The organism is Asticcacaulis sp. P2_B1, assembly GCF_056404915.1.
The window spans coordinates 39,456-52,579 of record NZ_JBFUDD010000015.1; the positions used below are offsets into that span (position 1 = coordinate 39,456).

At 62.6% G+C, this 13,124-nt stretch carries 6 protein-coding genes; all 6 read left to right on the plus strand.

The window, feature by feature from the left end; translation table 11 throughout:
* The 6 genes from AC1DX3_RS21510 (at nucleotide 1) to bglX (ending at nucleotide 13,116) form a co-directional block, all read left to right on the plus strand.
* Nucleotides 1–2,277, plus strand: coding sequence for a glycoside hydrolase family 3 N-terminal domain-containing protein (locus tag AC1DX3_RS21510; protein WP_476991401.1), 2,277 nt, complete (start codon nucleotides 1–3; stop codon nucleotides 2,275–2,277).
* 8 nt (nucleotides 2,278–2,285) lie between these two features.
* Entirely contained in the window at nucleotides 2,286–4,724 is a 2,439-nt protein-coding gene (locus tag AC1DX3_RS21515) for a glycoside hydrolase family 31 protein (protein WP_476991402.1), read from the plus strand.
* A 154-nt stretch (nucleotides 4,725–4,878) separates the two neighbouring features.
* Nucleotides 4,879–6,390, plus strand: a complete 1,512-nt coding sequence (locus AC1DX3_RS21520) for a tryptophan halogenase family protein (protein ID WP_476991403.1) — start codon at nucleotides 4,879–4,881, stop codon at nucleotides 6,388–6,390.
* 274 nt (nucleotides 6,391–6,664) lie between these two features.
* Nucleotides 6,665–7,684, plus strand: a complete 1,020-nt coding sequence (locus AC1DX3_RS21525; RefSeq protein ID WP_476991404.1) for a LacI family DNA-binding transcriptional regulator — start codon at nucleotides 6,665–6,667, stop codon at nucleotides 7,682–7,684.
* A gap of 93 nt (nucleotides 7,685–7,777) precedes the next feature.
* A complete protein-coding gene (locus AC1DX3_RS21530) occupies nucleotides 7,778–10,762 on the plus strand; it encodes a TonB-dependent receptor (protein ID WP_476991405.1) in 2,985 nt (994 codons plus the stop codon).
* 80 nt (nucleotides 10,763–10,842) lie between these two features.
* Complete coding sequence (gene bglX, locus AC1DX3_RS21535; protein WP_476991406.1) at nucleotides 10,843–13,116, plus strand: beta-glucosidase BglX; 2,274 nt, start codon at nucleotides 10,843–10,845, stop codon at nucleotides 13,114–13,116.
* The last annotated feature ends 8 nt before the right edge of the window (nucleotides 13,117–13,124 follow it).

Sequence of the window (13,124 nt, forward strand, 5' to 3'; positions counted from 1 at the left end):
ATGACCGTTTTCAATCCTTCCCGCCGCTTCCTGCTCAAGAGCGCATCGGCCGCGGCCATGGTCGCGGTGGCGTCGCCAACCCTGGCCAAGACCAAACACCGTGCGCTGGCCGGCGATCCGTTTATCGAAAACCTGATCGCGAAGATGTCGATCGAGGAAAAGGCCGGTCAGCTCAGCATCTACGGCGACTCGACGCGCTTCGACGGCCCCAAGATCAACCCGACGCCCGCCGACGCCCAAAACAAGGAACAGGTCCTGGCCGACATCGCCAAGGGCAAGCTGACCGGCCTGTTCAACGGCATCGGCGTCGCCGGCGGCCGCGAAATGCAAAAGGTCGCCATCGAACAATCACCGCATAAGATCCCGCTGATCTTCGCCGGCGACATCATCCACGGCCTGAAGACGGTCTTCCCGATCCCGCTGGGTGAAGCCTCGAGCTTCGACACGGATCTCGCCATGCGCACCGCCCGCGCCGCCGCTTTTGAGGCGACGGCGAAAGGCATTCACTGGACCTTCGCCCCCATGGTCGACATCGCCCGCGACGAACGCTGGGGCCGTGTCTCCGAAGGCGCCGGGGAGGACACCTATCTCGGTTGCCAACTGGCCGTCGCTCGCGTCCAGGGCTTTCAGGGCTCAAGCCTGAAGGACGATACCTCGATGCTGGCTTGCCCCAAACACTTCGCCGCCTATGGCGCGGTCGGCGGCGGCATGGAATACAACACCGCCGACATCCCGGAAACCACCCTGCGCGAAACCCACCTGCCGCCGTTTAAGGCCGCTTTCGACGCCGGCGCCCTGTCGACCATGTCGAGCTTCAACGACATCGCCGGCGTGCCCTCCACCGGCAACCATTATCTCCTCACCGACATCCTGCGCGGGGAGTGGGGCTTCAAGGGCCTCGTCGTCTCCGACTACACCTCCGAAGAAGAGTTGATCCTGCACGGCTTTGCCGCCGATGGCGCCGACGCCACCGCCAAATCGGTCACGGCCGGCTGCGATATCTCGATGCAGTCGGGCCTGTATATGAAATACCTGCCCGAACTCGTTAAAAGCGGCAAGGTCTCGATGGCGGTGGTCGACACCGCCGTCCGCCGCGTCCTCTCGGTCAAGAAGGCACTGGGCCTGTTCGACAATCCCTATCGCTCGCTCAGCCTCAGCCGCGAACAAAGCGATATCCGCCGCCCCGAAACCGTCGCCCTGGCGCGCGAAGCCGGCCGCAAGTCCTGTGTCCTGCTCAAGAACGACAACGGCTTGCTGCCCTTGCCGAAGACCGGGAAGAAGATCGCCCTGATCGGCCCGTTCGGCGCCGATCGCGATAACCTGCCCGGGCCCTGGTCGGTCTTCCCCGACGTCGCCTCGGGCGTCACCCTGGAAGAAGGTTTCCGCGCCGTGATCGGTGACAATCTCACCGTCGTCAAGGGCTCCGAAGTCGAGACCGCGATCGACGGTGGCATCGCCGCCGCAGTCACCGCAGCCAAAGCCGCCGACATCGTCGTCCTCGCCATCGGGGAAGCCGCCAACATGTCCGGCGAAGCCCAGTCTCGCGTCGACATCTCCGTGCCGCAGCCGCAACTCGACCTGGCCGCCGCTATCGCCGCCACCGGCAAACCCGTCGTCGTCCTGCTCAAGCACGGCCGCGCCATGGCTCTGACGGGCGCTGTGAAGGACGCTCCGGCCATCCTCGCCACCTGGTTCCTCGGCTCCGAAACCGGCCATGCCGTCGCCGATCTGGTCTTCGGCGACTATGCGCCCCAGGGCCGCCTGCCGGTCAGCTTCCCGCAGGCCTCGGGCCAGGAACCCTTCTTCTACAATCACCGCAATACCGGCCGGCCGCAGATCAGCGACGACAAGAACTTCAAGGCGCGCTACCGCGAAGTCACCAATGACGCGCTTTATCCCTTCGGCCATGGCCTGACCTATTCCACCGTCTCCTATGGCGATACGGCGGTTAGTTCAGCGACGCTCGGCTGGACCGGCACCATCACCGTGACAACGACGGTGACCAATACCGGCGCGCGCAAGCTGCACGAAATCGCCCAGCTCTACATCCACGACAAGGTCGCCAGCCTGACCCAGCCGGTCCGCCGCCTGAAAGGCTTCAAGCATCTCGACCTAGATCCCGGTCAAAGCACCGAGGTCAGCTTCACCATCAGCGTTGCGGATTTGACCTTTATCCACTCCAATCTTAAACCGTCTGCCGAGGCCGGCCAGTTCGACGTCTGGATCGCGCCATCCTCCACCGGCGGTACGCCCGCGACCTTCGCATTGAAAGCCTGAGGAAACCGATGAAACACGCAACCTCCTTCGCGGTTCTGGCCGCCGCGCTCGGCCTGCTGGCACCGGCTGCCTTTGCCGCCACGCAGCCGACCTATACCGCCACCCAGAACGGCGTCACGCTGGAAGTCAGCGCCCCACGCGCCGACATCATCCGCGTCCGCATGGGCAAGGGTGCCTTGCCGGAAAACGCCTCGTGGGCCGTATCATCCGACGTGCGCAGCCATCTGGTGCCTCTGGACGTCAGCGACGGCGCCACCGGCGCCGACCTGTCGACCTCGGCCGTCGTTGTCCACGTCGATAAACAGACCCTGGCCGTCACCGTGACCGACAAGAACGGACACGTCGTCCTGGCCGACGCCCCCGGCCGTGCCGCCGACTTCGACAATAACGGCTTTCGCCTGCGCAAGGCCATGCCCGAGGACGAACACTTCTTCGGCCTCGGCGACAAGACCGGTCCGCTCGACCGCCGCGGCGAAGCCTTCAGCCTGTGGAACACCGACGCCTTCGGCTTCGCCGCGACCAGCGATCCCATCTACAAATCGGTCCCCTTCATCATGGGCGTCGATGAGACCGGCCACAGCTTCGGCCTGTTCATGGACAACACCTACCGCAGCTTTTTCGACTTCGGCAAAAGCGAGCGCGACGCCTTCTCCTTCGGCGCCGAAGGCGGTGCGGTCGACTATTACGTCATGGCCGGCACGGATCCCAAGTCGGTGGTCGAGGACTATGCCTATCTGACCGGTACGGCGCCCCTGACACCCCTGTGGGCTCTGGGCTTTCAGCAATCGCACTGGAGCTATATGACCCAGACGGAGGCCAAGGGTATCGCCGACCGCCTGCGCACCGACAAGGTGCCGGCCGACGTCGTCTATCTCGACATCGATTACCAGATCAAGAACCGCCCCTTCACGGTCAATACGGAGGCTTTCCCGGATCTCCCCGGCCTGGTCAAGGATCTGAAGGCCGAGAACATGCACCTGGTGCTGATCACCGACCTCCATATCGCCGATATCGAGGACGGCAGCTACGCGCCCTATACCACGGGCAAGGCGGCGGGCATCTTCCTGAAACAGGCTAACGGCACCGACTACGTCGGCACGGTATGGCCGGGCCCTGCCGTTTTCCCCGATTTCAGCCGCCCCAAGGCGCGCGACTGGTGGGGCACGCAATATGTCGACTTCGTCAAGATGGGCGTCGGCGGCTTCTGGAACGACATGAATGAGCCGGCCATTTTCAATGTCCGCTCCAAGACCATGCCGCTCGACAATATCCACCGCATCGAAGAACCGGGCTTTACCCCGCGCGACGCCACCCATGCCGAGATGCACAATGTCTACGGCATGCTGAATTCGCGCGCCACCTATGAAGGCGTGCTGAAACTCAATCCCGATGCCCGCCCGTTCGTCCTGACGCGCGCCTCCTACGCCGGCGGCCAGCGCTACGCCGCCACCTGGACCGGCGACAATTCGTCGAGCTGGAACCACCTCAAGCTGTCGGTGCCGCAACTGGTCAATCTCGGCCTGTCGGGCTTCTCCTATTCCGGCGACGATATCGGCGGCTTCGCCGGCGACGCCCCGTCACCCGAGCTTCTGACGCGCTGGATCGAGGTCGGCGCCTTCAATCCCATCTTCCGCGACCACTATCAAAAAGACAAGGCGCCGCAGGAGGTTTGGGTCCACGGTCCCGACCAGGAAGCCATCCGTCGTCGCTACATCGAGGAACGCTATCGCCTGATGCCCTATATCTATGGCCTGGCCGAAGAGAACAGCCGCAACGGCTTGCCGATCATGCGCCCGGTATTTCTTGAATATCCGGCTTCCCTGGCGCGCAGCAACGGCGAACGTTCCGGCGACACCCAGGATCAGTTCATGTTGGGCGGCGATCTTCTGGTGGCGCCCCCGATCACCGGCGAATCCTCCGCGGCCTACAGCATCAACCTGCCGGGTAAGGGCTGGTACGACTACTGGACCGGCAAAACACTGGACAGCGACGTGATGAGCGAAACGCCGCAACTCGACCGCCTCCCGGTCTTCGTGCGGCCGGGCGCCATCATCCCGAAACAGCCCTTGGTGCAAAGCACGATGGAAACTCCGGTAGGCGCCCTGGAACTCGCCGTCTATCCCGGCGCCGATTGCCGCGGAGCGCTCTATTTCGACGACGGCAACAGCTTCGCCTATAAGCGCGGCGTCTTCCTGCGCCAAAACGTCACCTGCCAAAGCGACGCCAACGGTCTTACCCTCAACTTCGACGCCCGCCAGGGCAGCTATAAACCCTGGTGGACGGGCTATTCGGTTGTCATCCACGGCTGGACCGGCGGCGGCACACTCAAACTCAAACTCAAGGGCAAGGTCGTGAACGGTGTCGTCGACGCCGCGGCGGGCACCTTGACGGTTACCCTGCCCGACCAGGCCAAGGCCACCTCGATCCGTATCGATAGGGCTTTGTAACGTCATACAACCCCCTCTCCCTTTTCAAGGGGAGAGGGTGGCAGGCTTTGGCCTGCCGGGTGAGGGGTTCTTGCTGTCAATAGCTTGCCCCCCGCGGCCGGCCGCACAGTCTGAAAGCCTCTTCTGAACCACTTCATCGCTTCCAGGACCGCCCATGACCAATCCGCCCATTACTTCCATCACCATCGTCGGCGGCGGCACGGCCGGCTGGATGACGGCCGCCCTGTTGTCGAAACTGCTGATGGGCAAATACGCCATCACCCTGGTCGAATCCGAGGAGATCGGCACGATCGGCGTCGGCGAGGCGACCATCCCCGCCATCAAGATCTTCAACCAGATGCTTGGCCTCGAAGAAGCCGAGTTCATGAAGGCGACCCAGGGCACCTACAAGCTCGGCATCGAATTCGTCGACTGGCGGGAGCCTGGCCACACCTATATCCACGGCTTCGGCAAGATCGGTGTCGACCGCCTGTGGCTGCATACCCACCAGTTCTGGCTGAAGATGTTCCCGAAGGGCGGCTTCAAGGATTTCGACCACTACGCCATCAACTGCCTGGCCGCGCGCAAGAACCGCTTCTCGCCGCCCAATCCCAATGAAGGTCCGCCGTCGAGTGACCTCGACTATGCTTTTCAATTCGACGCCTCGCTCTACGCCAAATTCCTGCGCATGAAGGCCGAACAGGCCGGCGTTAAAAGGATCGAAGGCCGTATCACCCGCGTCGATCTCAAACCCGACAACGGCTATATCGACAAGATCGTTCTCCAGAACGGCCAGGAGATCGGCGGCGATCTGTTCATCGATTGCTCCGGCATGCGCGGCCTGCTGATCGGCGATGCACTCGGTATCGGTTATGAGGACTGGAATCAGTGGCTGTTATGCGACCGCGCCTATGCCGTGCCGTGCGAAAGCGCGCCGACCCTGACGCCCTACACGCGTTCGACGGCGCGCACCGCCGGCTGGCAATGGCGCATTCCGCTGCAACACCGCATCGGCAACGGCCATGTCTATTCCAGCGGCTATATCAGCGACGACGAAGCCGCGGCGACCCTGCTCGCCAATCTTGACGGCAAGGCTTTGGCCGAACCGCGCCAGGTTAAGTTCCGCCCGGGCAAACGCATCAAGGCCTGGGAGAAGAACTGTGTCGCTATCGGCCTGTCCGGTGGTTTCCTCGAACCGCTGGAATCGACCAGTATCCACCTGATCCAGACCGGCATCCTGCGTCTGTTGGGCCTGTTTCCGGGGCGAGGTTTCAAGGCGACCGATATCAACGAATATAACCGTCATACCGACGACGAATACCGCGATATTCGCGACTTCATCATCGCCCACTACAAGGTGACCAACCGCGAAGACACGCCGTTCTGGAAATATCTCAAATACATGCCGGTGCCCGAATCGCTCGATCGCAAGCTCGATCTGTTCCGCTCGTCGGCCCGCTTCTTCAAGCGCAGCGCCTCGGAACTGTTCGCCGAGGAGAGCTGGGTTCAGGTTTTGATCGGCCAGGGGCTGAAGGTGGAAAGCTACGATCCCAATGTCGATATGATCCCTGAAAGTGAAATTGCCAGCTACCTGCACGACATAGAAGAGGTCATCGAAGACATCGCCAATTCGCTGCCGACACACGCGGATTACATCACCCGTTTTTGTCGCGCGCCGGTGATCTAGGCGGTGATGTAAAATGGTCACGCTGGAAAAAGCCTGACCTCACGGCAAGGCTTCTTCAACCCGTTGATATTATGAAATATTTTGGCTCTGTCACAGTCCTTAAGTGACAACGCTGTCACGCCTGTAAACGCTTGCAATTGTGTTGACAAGGTGACTGTAAGCGTTTACGTATCGCCGCAACATCTACTGGATTCTGTCTCTTTTGCGTCATCCCTGCCGGCCTTGGCGGGCGTGATTGTGACGGTTTGCCGGCGCCAATATTACGGGAGCCAATATGCGTGGTGCGACATTAAAAGACGTTGCGAAAGCTGCCGAGGTCTCCATCGCCTCGGCGTCGCGCGCCATTAATGGTCTCGATAATGTCGCCGAAGGGGTGCGTGCCCGCGTCCTCGATGCGGCATCGAAACTACGCTATGTGCCCCACGGCGGCGCCCGCTCCCTGGCCATGAGCCGCACCAATACCATCGGCCTCCTGCTCCCTGACATCTACGGCGAATTCTTCTCCGAAATCATCCGCGGCGTCGATGTGGCGGCGCGCAATCGCGGCCTGCACCTGCTGGTTTCGGGCTCGCACGGCGACGTTCGCGAAGCCGTTGCCGCCATCATGGCAATGTCCGGCCGCGTCGACGGCCTGCTCGTCATGTCGCCCTTCGTCGATTCCCAGGATTTGGGCGCCGTCCTGCCGCTCAGCCTGCCTCTGGTCACCATCGCCAGCCGTATCGGCCAGGTCGATCGCGGCGCCATCAGCGTCGATAATTTTGGCGGCGGCCGCCTGGCCGTCCAGCATCTGGTCGAGCAAGGCTGCACGCGCCTGGCTCATATCAGCGGCCCGGCCAGCAATTTCGAAGCCCAGGAACGTCAGCGCGGCTTCGACGCCGCCGTCGCCGAACTGGGCGCTTCGGTCAGCCACGTTACCACCCTCGAAGGCGATTTCGTCGAAGAATCCGGCTTCCGCGCCATGAAGGCGATCGTCGAAGCATCCAAGGCTGGCGCCCCCATGCCCGACGGCATTTTCGTCGCCAATGACATGATGGCTGTCGGCGCCCTGTTCGCCCTCAAGGAATGCGGCATCAAGGCGCCGGACGAGGTCGCGGTCGTCGGCTTCGACGACGTGCCGATCGCCCGTTTCGCCTCGCCGGCCCTCAGCACCCTGCGTGTCGGGGTCTTTGAGCTGGGTCGCCAGGGCCTGGAACTGCTGGCCAATGCGCTGGCGGACCCGGATGGCGATCGCGCCGAAGGTATTGTTATTTCACCGGAATTGGTCATTCGGGAAAGCAGTCGCAGAAAAACCTGACCAAGAACAAAGTCACCCTCCTCAAGTCAAAGACGGGGCGGGCGGGCCAACTGAAACGCGCACTACACACAAATTGTGGGAGGAACACATAGAATGAAAAGTTCGTCGAAATTACGCTTAGCCTTGGGGGCATCCTTCTTTGCCCTGACCGGCGCCCTTATCATGGCCGCCCCGGCCATGGCGGCCGGCGATACCGCCACCTTGCAAGGCCATGCCGCGCCCGGCAGCACCGTTGTCGCAACCGACACCGTCACCGGCCAGGCCGTGACCGTGACTGCCGACGCTTCGGGCAGCTACATCATCATCGGGCTGCGTCCGTCCAACTACCATGTCACTTCCGGTTCGGTCGCCGAAGACATCAATCTGGCGGTCGGTGAAACCTCGACTCTCGACCTCGACGCTTCTGCCACGACGACGACCGTCACGGTTATCGGCCGGCGCAACAAGGAAGTCCGTACTTCGGAAATCGCCACCAGCGTTTCGCAAAAGCAGATGGAAAACCTGCCGCAGAACGACCGCAACTTCCTCAACTTCGCCGCCCTCGCGCCCGGCGTCAGCGTCTCCACCGGCAACAAGACCTTCCAGGCCGGCGGTATCGGCCCCGACCAGGTCAACGTCTTCATCGATGGTCAAAGCTACAAGAACCAGTCCAGCCACGGCGGCGTCGCCGGTCAATCCTTCACGCCCGGCAACCCGTTCCCGCAGTTGGCCGTTCAGGAATTCAAGGTCTCGTCGCAAAACTTCAAGGCTGAATTCGAACAGTCCGGCGCCGCCATCATCACCGCCGTCACCAAGACCGGCGGCTCCGAGTTCCACGGCGACCTCTTTGCCGAACTGACCAACAAGGACATGTACGGCCGCCCCTATTTCGACCGTCCGGGCAAGGCCAATAATCCGAACGGCACCAATCCGAAGCCTGACTACAAGCGTTATCAGTACGGCTTCGATCTCGGTGGCCCGATCATCAAGAACAAGCTGCACTTCTACGTCGCCGGCGAATTCAACGACACCACCCGTCCGTCGACCGCCGTCAACCTGTCCGGTCCGGCCATTCCTGCGGCCATCGCTGCGGCTGAAAATGGCAGCTTCGCGACGCCGTTCAAGGAAACCATGCTGTTCGGCAAGCTGACCTGGTACGTCAACGACGCCGACACGGTCAATTTCAGCGCCTTCGACCGCAAGGAAGACAACAATATCGACTTCGGCGGTAACAAGACCAAGTCGGAAGCCCGTAACGTCCGTGCTGATACCAAGGAAGCTCTCGTCGAGTGGAATCACCGCGGCGACGGCTGGCTGAACGAAGCCAGCCTGGCCTATCAGGACGCCTCGATCGGTACGCCCGACCTGACCGAAGGGCCGCGCCTGGTCCTCACCAACGGTGTCAGCGGCCAACAGGTCGATCCGAACTGCGTCCCCGACGAGGATACGAATTGCGCCACCTATGACGGCGGCGACCAGGCCCTGATGGGGGCTCAGGAGTTCGAGCAGGACAGCGGCCAGAAGATCTGGACCTTCAAGGACAACATCACCTTTACCTCGTTCGACTGGCACGGTTCGCACGTCGTCAAGGCGGGCTTCAAATACGCCAAGACGACCCTGTCGCGCCTCGAATCCAACCAGATGAACGGCAGTTACTACTATGCTGGCCAGACCTATACCGGCACCTCGACCGACCCGTCGTCCAGCATTCCGTGGAAGGTCGTCCTCAACTTGCTGCCGCCGACCACCTTCGAAGCCGACAACAATCAGATCGGCCTGTTCATTCAGGACGATTGGAGCGTCGACGACCACCTGACGATCAATGCCGGCATCCGCTGGGACTACGAGTCGAACATGATGAACAACAAGTTCGTCACGCCGGCGCCCATTGTCGACGCCTTGTCGCACTACACCAACTGGGTTGCCGCCGGCATCGACTATCACGACTACGTCTCCACCGGCAGCAACCGCAAGGCCTTCACCGGCGCCTTCGCCCCGCGTCTCGGTATCTCCTACGATGTCAACGGCGATCGCGACCTGGTCTTCTTCGCCGGCCTTGGCCGTTACTACGACCGCGATACCTTCCTGTCGGGCCAGATCGAATCGGTCAAGGACGTCGCCTCCGCCATCACCACGCGACTCTTCTGTGGCGCTTCCGGCCTCCCGGCCTGTAGCGGCTCGATGATCCAGTGGCAGGACTCTTACAAGGATCCGAACGCCCTGCGTGCGGCCCTGGCCGGCACCGGCGGCGATGTCTGGTTGCTCAACAACGACACCAAGGTGCCGTTCTCGGACAATTTCGACATCGGCGTGCGCAAGCGTTTCGGCGCCCTCAACCTGTCGGTTTCGTTCCAGCACAACATGTCGTACAACGTCTTCCAATACGTCCGCGGCAACCGTATGCCGGACGGCAGCTTCTCGCCGCTCGGCGACGGCTACGTCATCGACAACTTCCCGGATGCCGGCCAACTGCCTGGCTATCATGGCAAGCTGAACATCGGCGCCAATGACGGCAAGTCGCGCTATAACGCGATCTTCGTCACGGTCGACAAGCCCTACAGCAAGGCCTCGCACTACGGCTATACCGGCACACTGACACTGGCTGATTCCGTTTCCAACGGTTCGGAACTGGGCGCGGACGAATTCTTCGCCGGCGCTAACCAGAACGTCTTCGGCTACACTCACTCCCTGGGTGTCGACAAGATGCGCTTCGTCGGTACCGGCATCGTCGACGGTCCGTGGGATACCACGATCTCCGCGACCCTGACCCTGGCGTCCGGCCAACCTTTCGGCACGATCGACGGCCGCGGTCCGAACCCGCCCAACGCCTGCTGTATCGCCAACCTCGGCGGCGTCTACTTCCCGGAAGACAAGCTCGCCTTCCAGCAGCTCGACATGCGCGTGGCCAAGGACTTCACCCTGCCGAACGGCAATGTGATCACCATCGACGGCCAGGTCTACAACCTGTTCGACCACGTCAACCGCGCCTACTCGGCCTGGGGCGCGGGCTCGAACTGGGGCGGCGGCCCGGCCATGAAGGAAAACTCCACCCAAGGCGTGGCGCGTACCTTCCAGGTCGGCCTGAAGTACAAGTTCTAAACTTCCATATCGCTTGAACGACCGAGGGGGGAAAGCTTCTGGTTTTCCCCCTTTTTTTGTCCTCATTTCCTGGTTGTCTCATGACTCGTTTCCCGCTTTCCCGACGCAATTTTTTCAAGGGCGCCGTCTCCACGGCCGCTGTCATCGGCGCTGCCTCGTCTTTCGCCCCGGCCTATGCGGCCGCGAAAGATGCCTTCATCGAAGCCCTGATCGCGAAAATGACGATCGAGGAAAAGGCAGGTCAGCTCAGCCTCTATTACGATCACACCCGCGTCGACGGCGCCGACGTCAATCCGGCCGGCACGCAAAAGACCAAGGACGACGTCCTGGCCGACATCCGCAAGGGCCGCATCACCGGCCTGTTCAACGGCATGGGTGTCGCCGGCGGTCGCGACCTGCAAAAGGTCGCCGTCGAACAATCGCCCCACGGCATCCCGCTCATTTTCGGCGCCGACGTCATTCACGGCCTGAAGACCATCTTCCCGGTGCCGATGGGCGAGGCCGCCAGCTTCGATCCCGAACTGTCGAAGCGCACCACCCGCGCCGCCGCCGTAGAAGCCACGGCCCGCGGCATCCACTGGACCTTCTCGCCCATGGTCGACATCGCCCGCGACGAACGCTGGGGCCGTGTCGCCGAAGGGGCTGGCGAAGACACCTGGCTGGGTTGCCAGTTCGCCCGCGCCCGCGTCCAGGGCTTCCAGGGCCCGGACCTTAAGGCCAACGACTCGATGCTGGCCTGCCTCAAACACTTCGCCGCCTATGGCGCCGTCCAGGGCGGCATGGAATACAACACCGCCGACATCCCAGAAACGACCTTGCGTCAGGTCCATTTGCCGCCGTTCAGAGCCGCGATCGACGCCGGCGCCATCACCGTCATGTCGTCGTTCAATGATATCGCGGGCGTCCCTTCGACCGGCAATCACCATCTGCTGACCGATATCCTGCGCGGCGAATGGGGCTTCCGCGGCTTCGTCGTCTCCGACTACACCTCGGAAAACGAGCTCATCCTGCACGGTTTCGCCGCCGACGGCCGCGACGCCGCCAAGAAGGCCCTCATGGCCGGCTGCGACATGTCGATGGAATCCGGCATCTATATGAAATATCTGCCCGACCTCGTCCGCTCGAAGGAAGTGCCGCTGGCCGTCCTCGACCAGGCCGTCCGCCGCGTCCTGTGGGTCAAGAAGCAACTCGGCCTGTTCGACAATCCCTACCGCTCGCTCGACCTCGTCCGCGAACAGACCCAGATGCGCCTGCCGGCGACCGTCGCCCTGGCGCGCGAAGCGGCCCGCCGCTCCTGTGTGCTGATCAAGAACGACGGCGCCTTGCCCCTAAAGAAGTCCGGGCAGAAGATCGCCCTGATCGGCCCCCTGGCCTCCGACAAGAAGAACCTCAGTGGCTCCTGGGTTGTCTTCCCCGACACCAATAACGCAGTCACCGTCGAAGCCGGCATGCGCGCCGTGTTGGCCGATCCCGACAGCCTGATCCTGGCGCCAGGCTCCGATATCGACGCGGCTGTCCCGGGCGGCATCGACGCCGCCGTCGCCGCCGCAAAAGCCGCCGACATCGTCGTGATGTGCATCGGCGAGTCCGAGAGCATGTCCGGTGAGGCCCAGTCGCGCAGCGAAATCACCATCCCCGCTGCCCAGCAGGCCGTCGCCGAGGCCGTCGCCGCCACCGGCAAGCCGATGGTCATCCTGCTCAGCAGCGGTCGTGCCCTGGCGCTCGACGGCGCCGTCCGCGACGCCCACGCCATCATGGCCACCTGGTTCCTCGGCTCCGAAGCCGGGAACGGCATTGCCGATCTTCTCTTCGGCGATTACAGCCCGTCCGGCCGCCTGCCGGTCAGCTTTCCGCAGAAATCCGGCCAGGAACCCTTCTACTACAATCACCGCACGACCGGTCGCCCCCAGCTTTCGCCCGACGATGCCGCCTACAAGGCGCGCTATCGCGACGTTACGACAGAGTCCCTCTATCCCTTCGGCCACGGCATCGGCTATAGCGCCGTCGCCTATAGCGATCCGACGGTCAGCTCCGCGACTCTGCCGTGGAAGGGCAAGATCACCGTCACGGCGACCGTCACCAATTCCGGCGCCCGCCCGGTGCATGAAGTTGCGCAGATCTATGTCCGCGACCGGGTCGCCACCATCACCCAGCCGATCCAGTCGCTGAAGGGCATCATGCACCTCGACCTGGCCCCCGGCGAGACCAAAACGGTCAGTTTCGAACTGACCCGCGCCGACTTGGCCTTCATTCAGGAAACACTGAAGTTCGAGGCCGAGCCGGGTGATTTCGACGTCTGGATCGCCCCGTCCTCGGGCGTCGGCACTTCGGCGCGCTTCACCTTGACTTCTTAAGATCATGG

What these genes read in the sequence shown, in the direction of transcription:
- AC1DX3_RS21510 (WP_476991401.1), top strand. Translation starts at nt 1, where the DNA reads ATGACCGTTTTCAATCCTTCCCGCCGCTTCCTGCTCAAGAGCGCATCG.
- AC1DX3_RS21515 (WP_476991402.1), top strand. Translation starts at nt 2,286, where the DNA reads ATGAAACACGCAACCTCCTTCGCGGTTCTGGCCGCCGCGCTCGGCCTG.
- AC1DX3_RS21520 (WP_476991403.1), top strand. Translation starts at nt 4,879, where the DNA reads ATGACCAATCCGCCCATTACTTCCATCACCATCGTCGGCGGCGGCACG.
- AC1DX3_RS21525 (WP_476991404.1), top strand. Translation starts at nt 6,665, where the DNA reads ATGCGTGGTGCGACATTAAAAGACGTTGCGAAAGCTGCCGAGGTCTCC.
- AC1DX3_RS21530 (WP_476991405.1), top strand. Translation starts at nt 7,778, where the DNA reads ATGAAAAGTTCGTCGAAATTACGCTTAGCCTTGGGGGCATCCTTCTTT.
- bglX (WP_476991406.1), top strand. Translation starts at nt 10,843, where the DNA reads ATGACTCGTTTCCCGCTTTCCCGACGCAATTTTTTCAAGGGCGCCGTC.